The sequence below is a fragment of the Actinomyces sp. ZJ308 genome, assembly GCF_011752065.1.
Taxonomy (GTDB): Bacteria; Actinomycetota; Actinomycetes; order Actinomycetales; family Actinomycetaceae; genus Actinomyces.
This window is the reverse complement of sequence record NZ_JAAIJY010000001.1, coordinates 153,193-171,846: the sequence shown is the minus strand read 5'-3', so window position 1 is coordinate 171,846 and position 18,654 is coordinate 153,193. Positions and strand designations below refer to the sequence as shown.

The 18,654-nt window shown below is 64.0% G+C and carries 16 protein-coding genes; 6 read left to right on the top strand and 10 right to left on the bottom strand.

Annotation, left to right across the window (positions count from 1 at the left end; translation table 11 throughout):
• Positions 1-2 precede the first annotated feature (2 nt).
• The 3 genes from manA to rfbC all read right to left on the bottom strand — a co-directional run bounded on the left by manA (position 3) and on the right by rfbC (position 3,627).
• Positions 3-1,193: a mannose-6-phosphate isomerase, class I gene (gene manA, locus HCR68_RS00730; RefSeq protein WP_167145243.1), complete on the bottom strand. Its 1,191-nt coding sequence runs from the start codon at positions 1,191-1,193 to the stop codon at positions 3-5.
• Positions 1,180-2,649 (bottom strand): glycosyltransferase 87 family protein, encoded by a 1,470-nt coding sequence (locus HCR68_RS00725; protein ID WP_167145241.1) that lies wholly within the window; start codon positions 2,647-2,649, stop codon positions 1,180-1,182. The genes manA and HCR68_RS00725 overlap by 14 nt, the downstream gene beginning before the upstream one ends.
• Before the next feature lie 396 nt (positions 2,650-3,045).
• The gene (rfbC, locus tag HCR68_RS00720; RefSeq protein ID WP_167145239.1) at positions 3,046-3,627 is read right to left on the bottom strand and encodes a dTDP-4-dehydrorhamnose 3,5-epimerase; all 582 of its coding nucleotides are present in this window, start codon (positions 3,625-3,627) and stop codon (positions 3,046-3,048) included.
• Positions 3,628-3,830: 203 nt separating this feature from the next.
• Here rfbC and rfbA point away from each other — a divergent pair, with 203 nt between their 5' ends.
• The 3 genes from rfbA to HCR68_RS00705 all read left to right on the top strand — a co-directional run bounded on the left by rfbA (position 3,831) and on the right by HCR68_RS00705 (position 7,762).
• Positions 3,831-4,703: a glucose-1-phosphate thymidylyltransferase RfbA gene (rfbA, locus tag HCR68_RS00715; protein ID WP_126414076.1), complete on the top strand. Its 873-nt coding sequence runs from the start codon at positions 3,831-3,833 to the stop codon at positions 4,701-4,703.
• A 204-nt stretch (positions 4,704-4,907) separates the two neighbouring features.
• Positions 4,908-6,719 (top strand): phosphotransferase, encoded by a 1,812-nt coding sequence (locus HCR68_RS00710; RefSeq protein ID WP_243858832.1) that lies wholly within the window; start codon positions 4,908-4,910, stop codon positions 6,717-6,719.
• Between the two features lie 161 nt (positions 6,720-6,880).
• The gene (locus HCR68_RS00705; RefSeq protein WP_167145235.1) at positions 6,881-7,762 is read left to right on the top strand and encodes a glycosyltransferase; all 882 of its coding nucleotides are present in this window, start codon (positions 6,881-6,883) and stop codon (positions 7,760-7,762) included.
• Between the two features lie 94 nt (positions 7,763-7,856).
• Here HCR68_RS00705 and HCR68_RS00700 read toward each other — a convergent pair whose 3' ends face one another.
• From HCR68_RS00700 to HCR68_RS00690, 3 genes are read right to left on the bottom strand one after another with little or no spacing between them, the layout of a single operon-like run.
• Positions 7,857-8,954 (bottom strand): acyltransferase, encoded by a 1,098-nt coding sequence (locus HCR68_RS00700; RefSeq protein ID WP_167145233.1) that lies wholly within the window; start codon positions 8,952-8,954, stop codon positions 7,857-7,859.
• A gap of 41 nt (positions 8,955-8,995) precedes the next feature.
• Complete coding sequence (locus HCR68_RS00695) at positions 8,996-10,252, bottom strand: lipopolysaccharide biosynthesis protein (protein WP_167145231.1); 1,257 nt, start codon at positions 10,250-10,252, stop codon at positions 8,996-8,998.
• A gap of 11 nt (positions 10,253-10,263) precedes the next feature.
• Positions 10,264-11,193 carry a LicD family protein gene (locus tag HCR68_RS00690; RefSeq protein WP_243858846.1) on the bottom strand — a complete coding sequence of 310 codons (930 nt, stop codon included), beginning with the start codon at positions 11,191-11,193 and terminating at the stop codon, positions 10,264-10,266.
• Between the two features lie 207 nt (positions 11,194-11,400).
• Here HCR68_RS00690 and HCR68_RS00685 point away from each other — a divergent pair, with 207 nt between their 5' ends.
• Positions 11,401-12,261, top strand: a complete 861-nt coding sequence (locus HCR68_RS00685) for a LicD family protein (protein ID WP_167145229.1) — start codon at positions 11,401-11,403, stop codon at positions 12,259-12,261.
• A 19-nt stretch (positions 12,262-12,280) separates the two neighbouring features.
• Here the strand turns inward: HCR68_RS00685 and HCR68_RS00680 are convergent, their stop codons facing one another.
• On the bottom strand, positions 12,281-13,282 hold the full coding sequence (locus HCR68_RS00680) for a glycosyltransferase (protein WP_167145227.1): 1,002 nt from the start codon (positions 13,280-13,282) through the stop codon (positions 12,281-12,283).
• Positions 13,283-13,652: 370 nt separating this feature from the next.
• Between HCR68_RS00680 and HCR68_RS00675 the strand changes: the two genes are divergently transcribed.
• Together HCR68_RS00675 and HCR68_RS00670 are read left to right on the top strand one after the other, a co-directional pair.
• Positions 13,653-14,825 carry a polysaccharide biosynthesis protein gene (locus HCR68_RS00675; RefSeq protein ID WP_167145225.1) on the top strand — a complete coding sequence of 391 codons (1,173 nt, stop codon included), beginning with the start codon at positions 13,653-13,655 and terminating at the stop codon, positions 14,823-14,825.
• A gap of 87 nt (positions 14,826-14,912) precedes the next feature.
• Complete coding sequence (locus HCR68_RS00670) at positions 14,913-16,013, top strand: glycosyltransferase family 4 protein (protein WP_347878283.1); 1,101 nt, start codon at positions 14,913-14,915, stop codon at positions 16,011-16,013.
• Between the two features lie 11 nt (positions 16,014-16,024).
• On the opposite strand, the gene HCR68_RS00665 is transcribed toward HCR68_RS00670, so the two are convergent.
• Genes HCR68_RS00665 through HCR68_RS00655 form a run of 3 tightly spaced genes read right to left on the bottom strand, consistent with a single transcriptional unit; the run spans position 16,025 to position 18,566 of the window.
• Positions 16,025-16,411, bottom strand: coding sequence for a DUF2304 domain-containing protein (locus HCR68_RS00665; RefSeq protein ID WP_167145223.1), 387 nt, complete (start codon positions 16,409-16,411; stop codon positions 16,025-16,027).
• Complete coding sequence (locus tag HCR68_RS00660) at positions 16,408-17,151, bottom strand: glycosyltransferase family 2 protein (protein WP_167145222.1); 744 nt, start codon at positions 17,149-17,151, stop codon at positions 16,408-16,410. Before HCR68_RS00660 ends, HCR68_RS00665 begins: the two co-directional genes overlap by 4 nt.
• Positions 17,148-18,566 carry a DUF2142 domain-containing protein gene (locus HCR68_RS00655; protein WP_167145220.1) on the bottom strand — a complete coding sequence of 473 codons (1,419 nt, stop codon included), beginning with the start codon at positions 18,564-18,566 and terminating at the stop codon, positions 17,148-17,150. Before HCR68_RS00655 ends, HCR68_RS00660 begins: the two co-directional genes overlap by 4 nt.
• Positions 18,567-18,654 lie beyond the last annotated feature (88 nt).

Genomic DNA, 18,654 nt, shown 5'->3' with positions numbered 1-18,654 from the left:
TGTCAGGGGACGTCGGCCTGAATGAGGGCTCCCTCCCCCTCGACGGACAGGCTGCGCTCGTCGGCGCCGACGAACACGGCCTCGCCCTGGGCCAGGGTCTGCGAGTCGGCCTGGGTCACCAGGGTCATGGCGCCCTCGACGGCCAGGAGGATGCGCGGCCCCCGCCCAGGGACCGGCAGGCGGCCGTCGGCCGCCACCACGGTGGTGACCATGAGCTCGAAGTCGTCCACCGGCGCGTAGTAAGCACGAGTGGCCCGTGAGAGGTACTCGGGGGCGGGCCGCACCGGGGGCGCCGCCACGTAGTCGACGCAGGCCAGCATCTCGGGGACGTCGATGTGCTTGGCCGTCAGGCCGGCGCGCAGCACGTTGTCCGAGGAGGCCATGACCTCGACCCCGAGGCCGGAGATGTAGGCGTGAACGCTGCCCGCGGGTACGAACAGCGCCTCCCCGGGCTGGAGGGTGACGGGGTTGAGCAGGAGCGCGGCGGCGATACCGGGGTCTCCGGGGAAGGTGCCCGCCATCTTCAGAACGTTGGAGTCCACGCGCAGCGAGGGGGACGTTCCCGCCTCGAAGCGGGACCTGATCTCGGTGACGAGCTCGTCGATCTCCTCCGGACTCGGGCGGGTGGCGGCCGAGACGACGTCGGAGAAGACCTGCCGGATGCCGTAGCGGGTCGGGTTGAGTCGCAGGGTGCGGCGCATCCGCCGGGCCAACGGGCTGTCCAGGCCGGAGAGGACCTCGACGGCGCGCCGCGGGGCCCGGAAGCCGGCGACGGCCTGGAACCGGGTGAGGGCCAGGACCATCTCCGGCTTGTGATTGGTGTCCTTGTAGTTGCGGGAGGGGTGGTCCAGGGCGATACCCGCCTCGTCCTCCAGGGCGTACCCCTCGGCCGCCTGAGCCTGGCTGGGGTGAACCTGGAGGGACAGGGGCTGCTCTGGGGCGATGAGCTTGAGCAGGAAGGGCAGGCGGCGCCCGAAGCGCCAGATGATGTCCTCCCCCAGGAGACGCTCCGGCTCGGCCTCGATGAGGTCGGACAGGGCATCCCCCTGGGCCACCCGAGCCGGCCCGGCCGGGTGGGAGCCGTACCAGGCCTCGGCCCAGGGAGCGCCGTCGTCGGGCACGCCCAGAAGGGCTGGGATCGCCGCGGTCGACCCCCAGGCATACCGCTGGCGCGCGGGCTCAAGTCGTCTCATAGCGCCTCACCGTACCGGCACCCGGGCCCGATCGCGCCTGCGACGGCGGCATTCGGGCAGTTCTCCCCCATGAGACCCAACGCAGGCAGCCTTCGCGCAGCGGGGCCCAGGCGCGCCGGGCGATAGCGGCGGCCGAATGACCGACGGACGACCTTCCGGGGCCGGGAAGAGGACGTGGTTCTGATTGCGCCGAACGGTCGTCACCGGAAGGGGGCTGATCCTCGCCCGCCCTGGAGCGGCCACTGTCGATCCGATGAGCGCCTGCGCCCAGGCGGGCCACGATCACCATCGTGGCGGCCGCCCAGTAGACATAGGCGCCGGAGGCCAGGACCGCGAGGGGGCTCCACTGGGGCGAGTCGTAGCGCACGAGTTGGTCGGGGAAGTGAGTCGGGGCGATGAGCATGACGACGACGCTGCCCACCGCCGCCAGGCACTCCGTCTCCCACCCCGGCCTGCGCGCGTCGGAGGAGAGTCCGAGCACGGCCCGCCACACGAGGGTCATGATGAGGGGCAGGGCGAAGACCCAGTGGTGCACCCAGGCCACGGGCGAGACGATCGGGGCGATGAGGCCGACGACGCCGAAGGCGAGCAGATCGTCTCCGCGGCGGGTCAGGCGGGCGGCCTGCCCGGCGATGATGATGACGACGACAACGGCCAGCACCAGCCAGACGACCGATGAGAGGGGACCCGGCAGCACGCGGGAGAGCAGCCCGCGCAGCGACTGGTTCTCCGTGTCCCACCAGCTGGAGGCCACCCGGGTGGAGTCCCACATGGCCGAGCCCCAGAAGGTCAGCGACTCCCTGGGCGCGATGAGGAACCCGATGCCGGTGCAGACGGCGGCGCTGGCCAGCGAGACGAGCAGCGCCCGTCGGTCCCTCCTGAGGAGAGGCAGCAGCAGGAAGACGGCGGGGGTGAGCTTGATGGCGATGGCGATACCGGTGAGCAGGCCGCGCGGCCAGGCGGTCCGAGGAGGGAGCCAGTCGGCGGCCAGCAGGGCGATGAGGAACAGACCGACCTGCCCCCAGGTCAGGTGCGAGACCACGGGCATGAGCAGCGCCAGGGCGTTGGCGGCCGCCAGGGCGGTCCACGCACCACCGCCGCAGCGAGCGACGACGATCCTGGAGAGGACGAACAACGCCACCAGGGAGGCCGCGGTGTGAACGGCGGCCGCCAGGGCCGGACTGCTGATGGCGGCTCCGCAGAGCAGGGCCGCCCCGAAGGGCGGGTAGGTGAAGTGCATGAGGAAGCCGGGAACCCCGGTGTCGAGGGGGCCGGCGTAGAGGGGCTGGCCGTCAAGAAGATGCTGCGCACCGGCACGGTAGACGAGGAAGTCGATGTGCAGCTCCGGCTGGAGGGCTGAGTCGAGGAGCGCCCCTACCACCGTCACCACCGACCACAGGGCGATGAGGGCACGAGCCGCTGAGGTCGCGCTCCAACGCGGCGGGGCAATGTCCATGGTGGAGTCTCTTTCCGGCCGAAGGGAAGCAGCCGACCGAAACGGTCGGCGCCGAGGCGGCGTCGGGGAGGGCGCAGAGAGCCGCCACACACCGGACCGGAACCTGATCAAACTCCGGAAGAAGCCTTGATGAAACCGGATTCCAGGCCGGATAGCCGGGAGTATTCCATCAATTGGGGTCACTTATCCACCCCAACACTCACACAACCTCGTGATGTGATCCTTTTATTCATCAAAGTTTTCACTACTGAGTGTTTTCCCTGAAAAACACTCAGAACATGAACATCCTGTGAGGGCGGTCGACTGCTGCGACGCCCGGCGACTAACGGCGGCGGCGCCGCGAGCCTCGGAGGACTCGCGGCGCCGCCGCACCTGCGTTCAGACTTCTCCCAGCCGTCAGCCGTCAGCCTCGGGGGCCGGGAAGGGTGTGACGTCGGCCAGTCTCGGGTGAGCCCTGTCCTTGTCGGACAGGATCGCCTCGCTCAGCGCGATCGGCCAGGGGACGCTCGCCGTCTCATCGGCCAGGTTGAGGAAGGTGTACTGGGCGTCGGCCGACCAGTGGTCGTTGACGAGGTAGGTGTAGGCGGTGTTGGGCTCCAGCGTCTGGTAGGCGTTGCCCACCCCCCGGGGGACGAACACGGCCACCGACGGGTCGATCTCGCAGGTGTAGACGGTCCCGAAGGAGGGTCCCTCGCGCAGGTCCACCCAGGCGCCGAAGACCCGGCCGGTGGCCACCGAGACGAACTTGTCCCAGGGCTCGGCGTGGATGCCGCGAGTCACGCCGACCTCATTGTTGAAGGAGATGTTGTTCTGGACCGGCCCGAAGTCGGGCAGTCCCAGGGCCAGCATCTTCTCCCTCTGCCAGTTCTCCTTGAACCAGCCGCGGTTGTCGCCGTGGACGGTCAGGTCAATGCGCAAGAATCCCGGAATCGGCGTCGTCTCGACGGCGAGCGGCTTGCCCAACTCGATCTGCCCCATGGATGGCTCCTCCTATGTACGTCGTCATCAGTGTCGGCATCGCCGCGCCGGCGACCCGGACATCGGGGAGTCTATCGGCGTCACAGCCTCAGCACCTCGGAGACGACAGCGCACGAGCCGAACGTGCCGCGCACCACGAACATGCACCCCCGAATCATCCGATCCTGGCGTCATTCGATGCCCGAATAGGTCATGCTTGGAGCATGCGAGGAATCATTCTGGCCGGAGGCTCCGGCACGCGACTCAACCCGATCACCCTGGGGACCTCCAAGCAGCTGGTGCCCGTCTACGACAAGCCGATGATCTACTACCCGCTGAGCACCCTCATGCTCGCCGGGATCCAGGACGTCCTGGTCATCACCACCCCCCACGACGCCCCCTCCTTCCACCGCCTCCTGGGTGACGGCTCCCAGCTCGGCGTCAACCTGTCCTACACCGTCCAGCAGGAGCCCAACGGCCTGGCCCAGGCCTTCGTCCTGGGCGCCGACTTCATCGGCGAGGAGAGCGCCGCCCTGGTCCTGGGGGACAACATCTTCTACGGCCCCGGCATGGGCACCCAGCTGCGCCGTCACACCAGCCCCGACGGCGGCGTCGTCTACGCCTACCAGGTCGCCGACCCCACGGCCTACGGCGTCGTCGAGTTCGACGAGAGCTTCAAGGCCATCTCCATAGAGGAGAAGCCGGCCCACCCCCGCTCCACCTACGCCGTGCCCGGCCTGTACTTCTACGACAACGACGTCGTCGAGATCGCCAGGAACCTCGAGCCCTCCGCCCGGGGCGAGTACGAGATCACCGACGTCAACCGCACCTACCTGGAGGCCGGCCGGCTCACCGTCGAGGTCCTCCCCCGCGGCACCGCCTGGCTGGACACCGGCACCTTCGACTCACTGGCCGACGCCACCAGCTTCATCCGCACCGTCCAGCACCGCCAGGGCCTCAACATCGGAGCCCCTGAGGAGGTCGCCTGGCGCATGGGCTTCATCGACGACGACGGCCTGCGCCGGCGCGCCGAGCCCCTGGTCAAGTCCGGCTACGGCGCCTACCTCCTGGGCCTGCTGGAGCACCGACAGGCCTGAGCCGGCGAGCCCCAACGCCTACGGCTCTCCCTCCCGTGGGTGGACGGCAGGCACCGACGCCGTCCACCCACGGCGCATCCGCCACCATCTCCGCACGGTCCCCGCACGAACGCGGACCGATCTCGACAGTTCAGTTCGACCCCTCAATCTGTTATCTTCGAACAAGATGACTTCTACCGCTTCACTGAACGGATGGTGGACCCGATGACAGGCACCCTGTCGCAGTCGCAGTTCGACGTGCTCTACGCCCTCCTGCGGGCCGACGACGCCCTGACCCAACGTCAGGTCCAGGAGTCCACGGGCATGTCCCTGGGGCGCGTCAACGCCGCCGTCCGCGAGTGCGAGGCGGCCGGTTACATTCGAGAGCGCCACCTGACCGAGGCGGGCCGGGCCGCCCTGGAGCCCTACCGGGTGGACAACGCCGTCATCATGGCGGCCGGACTGTCCCAGCGCTTCGCCCCGATCTCCTACGAGCGCCCCAAGGGCATGCTGCGCGTACGCGACGAGGTCCTGGTCGAGCGACAGATCCGCCAGCTGCACGAGGCCGGCATCACGGACGTGACGATCGTCGTCGGCTACAAGAAGGAGTACTTCTTCTACCTGGCCGAGCAGTTCGGCGTGAGGATCGTCGTCAACGACGACTACGTCTCACGCAACAACAACGGCTCCCTGTGGCTGGTGCGCGACATCCTGGCCAACACCTTCATCTGCTCCTCCGACGACTACTTCACGGACAACCCCTTCGAGTCGCACGTCTACAAGGCCTACTACTCGGCCCAGTACGTGGCGGGCCCCACCGAGGAGTGGTGCATCACCACGGGACCGGGCGAGCGGATCACGGACATTGAGGTCGGGGGCGCCGACGCCTGGATCATGCTGGGTCACGTCTACTTCGACCGGGCCTTCTCCACCGCCTTCCGGCGCATCCTGGAGGCGGTCTACCACCTGCCCGAGACGGCGCCCAAGCTGTGGGAGGCGATCTACATCGAGCATGTCAAGGAGCTCGACATGGTCATGCGCCGCTACCCCGAGGGCATGATCAACGAGTTCGACTCGGTCGACGAGATCCGCTCCTTCGATCCCAAGTTCATCGAGAACGTGGACTCCGAGGTCTTCGACCACATCTCCGAGGCCCTGGGCTGCCGCAAGTCGGACATCTCGGGCTTCTACCCCCTCAAGCAGGGGCTGACGAATCTGTCGTGCCACTTCACCGTCGGTGGAGAGGAGTACGTCTACCGTCACCCCGGCGTCGGCACCGAGGAGATCGTCGACCGTCACGCCGAGGCCGCCGGGCTGCGCCTGGCCCGTGAGCTCGGCCTGGACACGACCTTCGTGGCCGACGACGACGTCAGGGGCTGGAAGATCTCCCGGTTCGTCCCCGGTGCCCGCAACCTCGACACCGCCAACGTCGACGAGCTCAGGCAGGCGATGCGCATGGCCCGCAGCCTGCACACCTCCGGCAAGGCGCTCGAGCGGGACTTCGACTACATCCAGGAGGCCCTGCGCTACGAGCAGCTGGTTGAGCGCCACCACCCCATCGACGTCCCCGACTACGTCGAGCTGCGGACCAAGGTGATGCGTCTCAAGGTCGCCGCCGACGCCGACGGCTTCGAGCGGGTGCCCAGCCACAACGACTTCTTCCCACCGAACTTCCTGGTGGCCGCCGACGGCCGCATCGACCTCATCGACTGGGAGTACGCCGGCATGTCCGACGTCGCCAGCGACTTCGGCACCCTGGTGGTGTGCACGCAGATGCGCATCGACCGTGCCGACGAGGCGATCGGCTACTACTTCGACCGCACCCCCACCGCCCGCGAGCGCCGCCACTTCTGGTCCTACGTGGTCTTCGCCGGCTGGTGCTGGTACGTGTGGGCCCTGGCCAAGGAGGCCGAGGGCGACGACGCCGGCCAAGCCGTCTTCACCTACTACCGCCACGTCACCGACTACGTCGACGCCCTCCTGTCCTGGTACCAGGACGGCGAGGACGCGGTTCCGGAGGTCTTCGCCGACGCCTGAGGGTCACCAGGGGCGGCACCCACGCCCCTCGGTCGACCACGATCGACCCGATCCAGTCGGACGATTCACACCGGACTCTCGGGCGCCCCTTCTTCAGCCTGGCTACACTGCTGAAACATCACAAAACACGCGATCGGTGATTATCAGCGACCAGGAGTCTCATGCTCGACATCATGCTCCCCTTCTGGGGAGATCCGCAGCACCTGTACGAGACGGTCGAGGCCGTCCTGAGCCAGACCGATGAGCGGTGGCATCTGACGGTCGTCGACGACTGCTACCCGGACGCCGGCGTCCCGGAGTACTTCGAGCGTCTGAACCACCCCCAGGTCACCTACATCCGCAATGAGAAGAACCTCGGAATCACCGAGAACTACGAGCGCTGCATCGAGATGGCCTCGGCCGACCTGGTGATGCTTCTGGGCTGCGATGACATCATGAAGCCCGACTATGTGGCACGCGTGCTGACCCTTCACGAGAGGTTCCCGCAGGCGGACATCTTCCAGCCGGGGGTTCAACCCATCGACTCCCGGGGACGGCCCGTGAGCACCCTGACCGACTCCATCAAGCGCATCGTCACGCCGCGCACCCGTCAGCCCCTCCTGCTCAGCGGTGAGGAGCTGGCCGCCTCCCTGCTCAAGGCGGACTGGCTCTACTGGCCCTCCCTGACCTTCCGCCGCGAGGCGCTCGTCTCCACACCCTTCCGCCCGGGCTTCCCGATCATCCAGGACCTGGCCCTGGTCATCGACATCATCGCGGCGGGCGGTTGCCTCCTGCTCGATCCGCATGTGTGCTTCTCCTACCGGCGCCATGAGGAGTCGGCCTCGTCGACGTCATTGTTCGACGGGCGCCGCTTCGCCGGCGAGCGCACCTACTTCTCCCTGGCCACCCGCCTCATGCGGCGCAACGGCTGGCACCGAGCCGCGCGCGCCGCGAAGCGGCACACGATCTCACGGGCACATGCCCTGTCCCTACTCCCCACGGCGCTGCGCCGCCAGGACTCGACGGCGGTGCGCACCCTGGCCACCCACGTCCTGACGCGCTGATCCCATTCCTGCCGAGCCGGGCATCTTTCGCGTACCCCAACGTTTTTTCTGCCCGGCTACGCGAATTCTGCCCGGCTCGATGATGGGCGCGAGCTCAGCGGGCCTCCTGACGCAGGTCTCCCCAGGGCCTGCGTCCCCGGGACCAGCGCATGGCGGCGCGCTCGATGCCGAGCCAGCTGGCGATGGACAGGATGACGGTGACGACGCCGGCCGCCAGCAGCAGGAGCGGCAGGCCGTGACGGTGCATCCCCAGCAGGATGAGGAGCTGGAGGACTGGGAAGTGGTAGATGTAGACGCCGTAGGAGATGTCGTGGACCTTGATGATCTCCGGTGAAGGCAGGACCGCGCCGAGCCACAGGATGACGTAGGCCATGAGCGGGGAGGCCAGCTGGGCGCCGAAGCTCGGCAGCATGAGGATGAGTGCCACGGCGCCGGTCGTCGCGGCGAGCGCGATCCATGACCTCATGGGGATCCGCTCGCGCAGCTGGTGCATGAGCGCCCCGCCCAGGAAGTAGGGCAGCATGAACACGAGCAGGGCGAACTCGCTGTTGCCGTCCACATAGGGGCCGATCCGGTGGATGCCGGCGTGCATGGCGACACTGACCAGGAACAGCAGCGCCGTGGGCCACACGTGGGAGCGGGTGAACCTCCAGGACAGGAAGACACCGATGATGATGTAGCACCAGAACTCATAGTAGAGGCTCCACAGGGAGCCGTTCCAGGCTCCGGGGTAGGGCACGGTGGCCAACGTGGTGCCGATGTTGTAGGTGGAGATGTGCAGCAGGATGTTGGAGTAGATGTAGCTGCCGGGCGTGGGCGCCGCTCCGAAGAAGCCGTCGAGCGTGCCCTTCTCGATGATGTGCGCCACCGGCGCCATGACGAGGGCGACGAAGACGAGGGAGAACAGGAAGCCGGGGAAGATGCGGGTGACTCGGTTGATGAGGTAGGGGCCGGCGTCGGCGCGCATGCGTGAGCCGGTGATGAGGAAGCCGGAGATGGCGAAGAAGCCGACGACGCCCCAGCTGCCGAGGTGCTGCCCGGCGACCTCGAATCCGTCCCCGGTCCCGGCGAGGATGTCCGCGTGGGAGTAGAAGACGAGGCAGGCCAGGGCCAGCCGGAGCAGGTTGAGGGCGTTGTCGCGGGACCCGAGGTCACGGGGAGAGAACAAACCAGCCGAGCGGGTCAAAAGCATGCGCGCTACCCTATAGGAGGCGCCCCGCACTTACCTCTCGGTCAGGAGTGTCCTTCGCCGCTATGCGCTGCCACGGCTCGCTGCTGGAACAGGGCGAAGAGAAGAACGAGGATGGCCATCCCGCAGGCGTAGGCGGTGGAAACGCCCAGGAGGGCGTATGAGGGGACCAGGAAGGCGCACAGCACGGTCATCGCGGCGGCGGTGACGAGGTAGCCGGCGAACACGAGCTTCTGGAGCCGCATCGTGGTCAGCGCGTAGTAGAGGACGACGCTGGCGGCGTTCATGGCCCCACCGAGCACCAGAACCATGAGCTCGGCGCGGAACATCGAGACGTCCTTACCGAAGACGAGCCCGAGGATGAGAGCGCCCGCCAGGAAGGTGACCGTTCCGACGACGACGAAGGCTCCGGCGGTCACCAGCAGGCCGCGCCGAATGAGCCGGTTGAAGCCGGGCAGGTCGGCGCGGACCCACAGGCTCGCCATGGAGGTGAGCAGGGGCCGGAAGACCATGAGGGAGAGCAGGTTGATGACCATGGCCGGCATGAACAGGATCTGGAAGTAGCCCTGCTGGGTGGAGTCGAGATAGCGGTCGATCGCGAAGGTGGGGACGTTGGCGAGGTACATGGAGATGAAGGAGGCCAGGCACAGGGGCAGGCAGATGACCAGCAGCTCCTTGATGAGTCGCATCTTCCACACCGGCCGCTGCGGGAAGAGACCGTGGGCCCGAGGCACGTAGAGGACGACGGTGACGACAAGGGAGACGACCAGCGTGACCACCGTCGAGACCAGCAGGTTGCCGGTGGCCACGAGCATCCCGCAGAAGGCCAGGGTGGTCGCCAGGGAGCGCCAGAACCAGGACTGCCCCCCGATGTCGAGGCGGCCGGCCCGTTGGAACTCGCAGACGTAGACGTCCTCAAAGGCGTCGAAGAGACGCAGCGAGGCGATGAGAACGATGAGCAGCATGTGGTGAGGACTCTTGCCGAAGGCGAGTGCGTAGCCGACGATGCCCAGGACCATGAGCCCCACCGTGACGATCCTGGTGGCCAGATAGGTGCCGAAGCCGAAGCGGTGCTGCAGGTCGGTGACCTGGTAGGGCCTGATCTCATACATTCCCAGAGGCTGGAACTGCTGACCGACCTTGTAAGCCAGTCCGAAGACCCCCGCCGCCGCAAGACCGGCCGTGCGGGTGACGACCACCAGAAGCACCACCGTCGCCAGTGACATCATGACGGAGGCGGCGGTGTTCCAGAAGTAGTCGCGGCTGATCTGCGAGGCCTTGCTCTCCTCCGTTCGAGGCATGTGCCGGGGCCTCAGTCGGTCGCAGTGCCGGCGGCCCCGGCGACCGACTCAGCACCCGCCTCGGCGGCGTTCTCAGGGCCCGCTTCGACGTCGTCGGCGTAGGGCCCGAAGTCGATCTCGCAGGGCTTGTGGTTGCGGCGCTGCTCCAGAGGCGGCAGCTCCATGTAGTCGCCGTAGGAGCGGCGCATCATGGCGTCGTAGTTGCGGGCGACCTTGACGGTGATGTTCTCGAAGGGGAGCTCGAGGGGCGGGTAGAGATCGTCCATGGTGACGGCCCAGTTCTCCGGGTCCCGCATGGAGAAGTCGGCCATCCGCCTGGTGGTGGCGTGCTCGTAGGTGCGGGCGGCCTTCTCCCATCGTCCCTGGAGGGAGCGCGGGGTGGCCCGCATGAGGCGCAGACCCACGTGGATCGCGGAGGTGATCGTGTGGATGGCCATGCGCTTGGCCCCGGTGATGCCGATGAGATAGGGGGTGGGGGTGCCCCGGAGGTAGAGGAGGCGGCCCCACAGCCAGGTCCTACGGCTCATCCTGCGGAAGGCGCGGGCGTCGTCGGGCACGTTGTCCACGGGCAGGATGTCCAGGGAGATCGGCGTCCGGTAGGCCGAGTCCTTGCCGAACTCGGGGACCAGGAGGGTGCCCTCCAGACCGAGCTTGGTGAACATGTAGGGGTACTCGGGGCGGGTACGGGTGTTGTCGATCTGGTAGCCGGGCGGCAGGGCCGAGGGCGCCTCAGCGAGGAAGCGCTCGTAGTCGGCTCGCGTCATGAGCACGTCGACGTCGTCGTCCCAGGGGATGAAGCCCTGGTGACGGATGGCCCCGATCATGGTGCCGCCGTAGACGGAGTAGGGGATGTCGAGGCGGCGGCACGTGTCGTCGAAGTCCTTGAGCATCTTCAGGAGCAGGGCATGGATGCGCTTGAGCAGCTCCGGGTCGTCCAACATCGCTTCAGACACTGTCTGACACTCCTATCTCTTCTCAGCCATGGTTGCCTCGGCCTTCCAACGGACCCTCGAGCGATTCTGCCACACGGTCAAGTCCGCTCAGGCCGGTCGCGGTGCGGCCTCCGACTCAGGCGGGGATGAGTCGAGTCGCCTGCGAGACGTGCGACAATGACCTTCGCCTTCCCAGGCGGACGAAAGGACAGGTCGATGGTCGCCACAGAGGATCCGACGCAGCTCAGGAAGATCCAGCTCGCCGCGACTGCGGCACTTGAGGAGTTCGACAGAGTCTGCACGCTTCTGGGAACCCGGTACGTGATCTATGGGGGGACCGCGATCGGCGCGGCCCGTCATCGGGGCTTCATCCCGTGGGACGACGACGTCGACGTGTGCATGCCCCGTGAGGACTATGAGCGCTTTCTCGCAGAGGCGCCCGCCGTGATCGATCCGGCCTTTGAGGTGCTCTCCACCAGTTCTCACCCCGATTACCCGAGAACCTTCGGCGTCCTTGGTCTCGTCGGCTCGACCTTCACTCCGGGCGTGGCCCGCAAACGATCATTCAGGATGCCATTGGGCATTGACCTGTTCCCCCTGGACCCCATCCCCGACGACCCCGAGGCCTTCAGGCGCCAGGCTCGCGCCACCTGGGTCTGGGGTCGCCTGCTGTTCCTCCTCGGCACGCCCACAGCCGACATCCCACTACGTACTCCCCTCAAGCAGATCGCCAGTGGCATCATGCACGTCATCCACTGGAGCCTGCGCACAGCGCGGGTGAAGCCCTCGACCCTGCAACGCCGCTGGGAGCACGCCGCACGCAGGTACGAGGCAAGCGGCTCCACCCGGTTGGGGGACTACTCAACACAAGACCCGGAACGCTGGTCGGCGTCCTTGAACGAGCTCTTCCCCGCCAGACGCGTTCCCTTTGAGCACATCACGGTGATGACCGCGCACGACGACGACGCGATCCTCAAGCGCGGCTACGGCGACTACATGCAGCTGCCCCCCGAGAAGGAACGCGTCAACCACCAGGCCTCCACCGTTGTCCTGGGCCCCAATGCTCCTACCTGTTAGCGGAGCACAGTATCGCGGCTCAACTGTGCTGGGGATGCTTGCGCCGGAAGGCGAGCCCCAGCAGCCGTGACGCAGTACGCGCTCCAAATATTCTGCAGACCGCACAGGTCATCCGGGAAACGCGGTTCCTGCTGTGACAAATGACTCCAGGCATCTGCGACAAAAGCTCCTTGCTGGACTTGTCACCACGAGAAAGCAGACCGAGTGCATCCGCCTGACCAGTCCACACTATGAACGGATAGGCAAGAAAAGCCAGAAGCGCCTCGCGGCGGTCCGGACTGAGCGAACGAGCCAAGACGAGATTATCTCGCAGAATCATCTCAAGATCTCGGACGGACGACTCGACCAACCTGTGAGAGGTCTGAGCGTATGGGTGCCCCATCCTGTAGACGTAGAAACGTTCATCGAACCACCCGACGCTCCGACAGTAGGCGAGCACCTTGGCGCTCCACTCAGTATCCTCATTGCGCATTCCGACTGGAAAAATGATATCGTGCTCGATCAACAGCTCACGACGCACCACCTTGGTCCACACGGCGCTCGTCGTCAGTCCGTGGTCGATGATGAACCGAATTCCACGCTCCACCGGCAATGCCGCAACCCGCCCGGAGTACTGCGTGGCCTCCACGTCACTGATCACAGTCCCATCGACGTTGGAACGAGCACTCATGTGCCACAACAGATCCACAGGTCTCTCCGTAAGCGAATCCACCACTCTACCCAGGCACGCCGAGTCGATCCACCAATCATCGTTATCCATAAAGGTGACATAACGCCCTCGCGCAACCTCGATCCCGGCATTACGCGCAGCACTTGTTCCCGCATTGTCCTGATGAATCACGGAGATGCGAGAGTCGCGTTCGGCATAGTCGTCACACATGCTCGCAGAATTATCAGTGGAGCCGTCGTCAACAAGGACGACCTCCCAGTCATCGTAGTCCTGACCCATAATCGACCCAAGACATGAATCTATATACTGTTCAGCGTTGTAGACGGGAATGATGATGCTAATGAATACCACGATGCCTCATAATTAACTAGTGATGCCGGTGCGATCCCAGAGCCATCTTAGCGCCTGGGACGCCCCTCCGACACAGGCTACGGAGCCGTCGCGGGAGCCACTCCTAGTGGAATGCACCAACAGTCGTCACCCACATTGATCGCCTTAACAAGATCAGAGTAAGGTATGCTCGTCCACTGCAACCCCCTATTGCAGACGGTCCCTACGAGCCCCTCCACAGGGGCACCCAACCACTGAGGTCACATCGGTCGTGAGCACCCCACCGCACCATCCGCGAGCAGAAGTCGCGACTCCCTCTCCCCTGCCTTTGAGAACGAACGTGATCTGGAGCTCAGCAGGGTCTCTCGCAAAAACCATGTGCAACTGGCTGATGACCATCGCAGCCGTTCGTCTCTCCTCCGGATTCGATACCGCCGGAGTTCTCGCTCTGGCGATGTCGATCTCGAACCTCGTGTTCCCGATCGCTGAGTACCGACTGCGCACCGTGCAGGTCACTGACGTGCATGGTGAGCACACAAGCCAGGAGTACCTGGGCATGAGGCTCATCGCCTCGTCCGCAGCGCTGATCATCGGGGGAGTTTACACGCTTCTGACGACGAATCCGAACGCCTTCCTCGTCATCATGATCTACACCCTCTCACAAGTTATAGCAACATACCTCGAGGGTTTTCATGCCACCCAGCAGCGCAGTATGCGGATGGACTACATCGGCATCTCCTACCTCCTGCAGGGCTTTGGAGGCCTCATCGCCTTCTGCGTCGGAATCACACTATTCAACTCCCTGCTTGCGGCAACCCTTTTCCTCACCGCTGCGATCATCATCACCGGCGTCTTCTACGATGCTCCGCGCGCACGCCGCTTCGGCTCGATCCGTCCAGTGATTCGTTGGCGCAACGCCATAACCACCTTCGCCAAGCTCTTCCCACTCGCTATGGTCAACGCCGCACTCAGTATCGTGACTCTGGTTCCCCGTCAGCACCTGTCCAGCGTTATGGGTGAAGATGCACTCGGCATATACGCATCGGTTGCGGTTCCCGCAGTCATCATTCAGGCGAGCGCCACATACATCTACACCCCCGTCCTAGGCCGGCTGATAGAGCTCATGATGACTGACAAGTCCAAGGCCGTCTCCCTACTGGCGCGGATTACTATCTTTTTCGTGGCGGTGGGTACGGCATCCTGCGCCATATTCTGGATGGCGGGAGAATGGATCCTGGGACTTGTTTTCGGTAGCGAGATCATCCCCTACATCTACCTCATACAGCCGGCACTCCTACTGTCCTTAGTTACAGCTTTCGTGTGGTTCACCAACGATATTCTGCTGGGTTTGCGCGATTATATCGGATGTCTATTGGGCGGCATTGTTGCCGCAGGCGTCACGGTGATCACCACGAGCCCGCTCACACACCGGTTCGGCCTGAATTCGCCAAGCATCGTGGGGATCGTCGCCAGTACCATCGCACTCCTGGTGATGGGCTTATTCTTGGTCAGAGACTACCGCAGGCTCACACCAACAAGATCCTCTTTCCCTGAAAACAAATGAATAAGGTGATCCACAATGTCTGACGCCATCCCCACCCTCCCCATTAAGAGCGCCCTAAATTCGGGATTACCTCAGTTGAGGATCGCCATGGTGACCAACACCTATCCTCCTAGAATGGGGGGACTGGAACTTCACATCGCTAATCTCGCTCAGAGCCTGTCGGATCTTGGGCATCGCATCTGGGTGCTGACGCTTGCATCGGAGCGCAGCGAGAGAATGGACAGCGGCATTCAGGTTCGTACAGAGCGATCACACCTGCCGATCGCGGATGTCATCTCGTTCCCTTCGTTCGGGACGACGTCTGACATCACACGCTTCCTGCGGGACAACTCGATCGATGTCGTCTCGACGCACACACGCTTCTTCCCAATGAGCCTGGTGGGCCTCCGCGCCGCACACGCCGCACGAATCCCGACCATTCATACCGAGCACGGCAGCGGTTTTGTGGCAACACCCTCGCCGATCATCGCAGTAGGTTCTCGCGCGGTTGATGTGTCGATGGGCCGTTACGTTCTCAGCCATGCTGATCGGGTACTGGCCGTCTCCCCTCAGGCGGCGGCGTTCGCACAGCGCCTCGGAGCTTCTCATGCAGAGGTGTTTTACAACGCGATTGCGCCTTCTCAGTACACGGGGTCAGTCGAGGACAGGCCTACCCATCTGGTATTCGTCGGACGCATGGTGGCGGGCAAGGGCTGGGACGCGTTCCAGGATGCTGTGTTTGCGCTGCGATCCGCCGGAATGGACGTAACTGGAGAAATGATCGGCGACGGCGCCCAGCTCGGAGCCGCTCGTGAGCGTTGCGAGGCCCTGGGACTGTCCGAGGTAGTCAAGGTGCGCGGCAGAGTTCCTCAGGAGGAGGTCAGGGTCGCACTGCGCGGGTCTACTCTCGTCAACCCGACGACCCTGTCAGAGGGATTCCAGACGACGTTGCTGGAAGCCATCGCGGAGCAGGGTCGAGTTGTCACCTTCGATGTCCCCGGAGCTCAGCTGCTACGTGAGCAAGGAGCGCCCATCACAGTCTGCGCCTCGAAGACGAGCGACTCATTGGTGGCCGGACTTACCGATGCCCTGAGCGATCCGCTTCCGCACGCATCAACCGACCTGATTCAGGAGTGGACATGGCCGGTGCGCGCACGTCAGTACGAATCCATTGCCTTCGAGGTCATCAACCAGTACGCACGGCACTGACGGATCCCGTGTCAGGAACTAGTCCCGTCCGTATCGTCACCCCGCGAATCCAGTTGGTTACGCAGCGCATCGACCTCGGCACGCAGAATGGCGATCTCCTCGGTGAGACGACGCCGGTCCTCGGAGGCCTGGGACAGATCTACGCTAAATCTTAAGGACAACAGCAGGAGAATGATACCTGCAACAAAGAAGCCGAGATTGAGGGGGACGGCAACTCCGAGGGCGTGAGAAAGAAATTCGAGCACTCCGGGGACCACCGAGAATAAGACGCTCCCCACCGCGATGACGATCCACCAGGTTGCATATGCTTCTTTCATCCCCGCGTTACGCATCTTGAGAAAGACGGAAACCAGAACCACCACACCGAAGGCGACACCCAGAAGATAAGTCGAACTCACGCTTCTTCTCCTTGTCCATAGCCTAGCGAGGAGTGGGGACGGGTCAAGGCGATCCCGAGAGCCAGAAAGGCTCGACCAAGGAGACGAGCGGACTTGAAGAAGCCGTGCGAAGGCGTCCCCCCGGCTCGTTGTCTCATCTGCACCGGAAGCTGACGCACCATCAAGCCATTGCGGACGGCAATGACCAGAGCCTCGATCGTGTCACCGAGGTACTCGGCCGGATACTCTCGAGAAAACAAAGTGATGGCCCGCCGATTCGTCAGCTTGAAGCCGGACGTGGTGTCCGTCAGCCGGGTGCCACACACGCGAGACAGCACCAGGGACAGCACATTCATGGCCCAATGGCGAGGTCCTCGCACCGTGTAGTCGCCCTTTCCAGCAAAACGGGCACCGATAACGATGTCCGCCCCCGTATCCCTCATGTGCTTGAGCATCGCGGGGATCTCAGCCGGATCATGCTGCCCGTCGGCATCTACCTGAATCGCGTAGTCGTAGCCATTCCTGACCGCATACAGGTATCCGGCTCGCATCGCCCCACCGACGCCAAGATTGAGAGGCAGATCGAGAACCGCTACACCCATCTCACGCGCGATGGCAGCAGTTGAGTCGGTGGATCCGTCTGACACCACTAGCACATCAACCAGGTTATCCATGACGGAGGTGATCTCAGCGAGCACAGGACCGATCACGGCCTCCTCGTTCCAGGCGGGAATGATGACGAGCACGTCCTGATCACTCATGAGGACTGCCTCTCAACTCTACGCGTCAGCATCGACATAATGATTCCGAATGCCGCGGTGGCAGTACATGTAGTAATAAACCATACCATCATCGGACTTACCGGAACACTCCACCACCACTCGATCTTCTCATTGAGATTGAGTTCCCAAGGCTCTTTGATACCGTGAACATACCGCAACAAGGTCGTGTGAAGACTGATCGTCTGACAAAGAGCTCCACAGACAACGATCCACACTGCCTGTGGAACCGTGAACCAGGCCTCTTCGTCTTGATCCAAAGCAAGGGCGAAGAAGAATGTGGGTGCCAGCAGAGGCAGAATATACCTCGCCTGATAGGCATCGATTACCTCAAACGCACCATTGGCGTGAAACACTGCCGGAAGACCCACAATCGCACCTATAAGCGTCACCAGGACCAGCCACTTGCGCCAACCCCCACGACGTAACGCTATGGCTACGAACGCTCCCGCAGCCATGACGGTAAGGATGAAGGGACTACGAACCCCCAACGGGATATCAGTCCACCCAGGATTCCAAGCGTGCCCCCAAAAACCACCAAGATACTTCGGGGCGGTTTCAATTCCGACAATCAATTTCTCGAGGAAAGACTGCTGCTCGACGGGCCCCTTTGCGGGATCGGCCACGTCAGCCACGTGCGACGACAACATCATGGAGCAGACTCCCACAAAGGCCGCCCCGACGACGAGACACAGCTCCGGCCACCGTTGACGAGTCCAACGCACTGCGAGGAGTATAGCGAGACCAACAACGAGGAGATAAAACGAAGCGTCATACCTGGAGGCCACGCACATGCCGGCACCGGCTATCGCGCAAAGCATAAGAGCGATACGAGCACGCCCTTCCTGCTGCGTAGCCATATACATGGCCGACGAGTACACGAGCAGCCCCGACACTGCCCATGAACTGGGATTGTTGGAGGCGATGAAGTAGATCCCCATTGGAACCCACGAGGCCATGATTGCCGCAATGAATGGCCGCCGCAACCTCTGCGGAGAACAGAATCCCACCGACCCAAGAAGAAATACCGAGATCAGAACATTGACTCCCCGCATGACCAGAGCCGATGTCTGAACATCCTCACCGATGAGGAGGTGATGGAAACGGTAGTATCCAACCGGGTATCCACCGTCATCGTAACGGGTGGACCACACCATTTTATTGTCGTCATACCCGAGCGTACAGGCCGCTGATTTATCCGGCTGGAAGACGAAGCACCTCATCGAGCTATCCGCCACAGCAACAGGCACTCGGACGACCGGTTTACCATCAACAACACTCGTCTCACATGAGCTATTTACCGGTCGCGGGCACCAGATACTGCCCAGATGATAGTCATCGTCAGGAGAGGACTCCAGCGGTGATGACACCGCCCAGCCCCAACCGGTCAGCAACATAAGGAGAAGAACAAGCCCACCAGCGAGCGCCGAACGTCGCGGAGAAGCCGACCCGATTCCAGCACCATCCGGAGCCGACCGCAGCAAA

What these genes read in the sequence shown, in the direction of transcription:
- manA (WP_167145243.1), bottom strand. Translation starts at nt 1,193, where the DNA reads ATGAGACGACTTGAGCCCGCGCGCCAGCGGTATGCCTGGGGGTCGACC.
- HCR68_RS00725 (WP_167145241.1), bottom strand. Translation starts at nt 2,649, where the DNA reads ATGGACATTGCCCCGCCGCGTTGGAGCGCGACCTCAGCGGCTCGTGCC.
- rfbC (WP_167145239.1), bottom strand. Translation starts at nt 3,627, where the DNA reads ATGGGGCAGATCGAGTTGGGCAAGCCGCTCGCCGTCGAGACGACGCCG.
- rfbA (WP_126414076.1), top strand. Translation starts at nt 3,831, where the DNA reads ATGCGAGGAATCATTCTGGCCGGAGGCTCCGGCACGCGACTCAACCCG.
- HCR68_RS00710 (WP_243858832.1), top strand. Translation starts at nt 4,908, where the DNA reads ATGACAGGCACCCTGTCGCAGTCGCAGTTCGACGTGCTCTACGCCCTC.
- HCR68_RS00705 (WP_167145235.1), top strand. Translation starts at nt 6,881, where the DNA reads ATGCTCGACATCATGCTCCCCTTCTGGGGAGATCCGCAGCACCTGTAC.
- HCR68_RS00700 (WP_167145233.1), bottom strand. Translation starts at nt 8,954, where the DNA reads ATGCTTTTGACCCGCTCGGCTGGTTTGTTCTCTCCCCGTGACCTCGGG.
- HCR68_RS00695 (WP_167145231.1), bottom strand. Translation starts at nt 10,252, where the DNA reads ATGCCTCGAACGGAGGAGAGCAAGGCCTCGCAGATCAGCCGCGACTAC.
- HCR68_RS00690 (WP_243858846.1), bottom strand. Translation starts at nt 11,193, where the DNA reads ATGTTGGACGACCCGGAGCTGCTCAAGCGCATCCATGCCCTGCTCCTG.
- HCR68_RS00685 (WP_167145229.1), top strand. Translation starts at nt 11,401, where the DNA reads ATGGTCGCCACAGAGGATCCGACGCAGCTCAGGAAGATCCAGCTCGCC.
- HCR68_RS00675 (WP_167145225.1), top strand. Translation starts at nt 13,653, where the DNA reads ATGACCATCGCAGCCGTTCGTCTCTCCTCCGGATTCGATACCGCCGGA.
- HCR68_RS00670 (WP_347878283.1), top strand. Translation starts at nt 14,913, where the DNA reads ATGGTGACCAACACCTATCCTCCTAGAATGGGGGGACTGGAACTTCAC.
- HCR68_RS00660 (WP_167145222.1), bottom strand. Translation starts at nt 17,151, where the DNA reads ATGAGTGATCAGGACGTGCTCGTCATCATTCCCGCCTGGAACGAGGAG.
- HCR68_RS00655 (WP_167145220.1), bottom strand. Translation starts at nt 18,566, where the DNA reads ATGTTGCTGACCGGTTGGGGCTGGGCGGTGTCATCACCGCTGGAGTCC.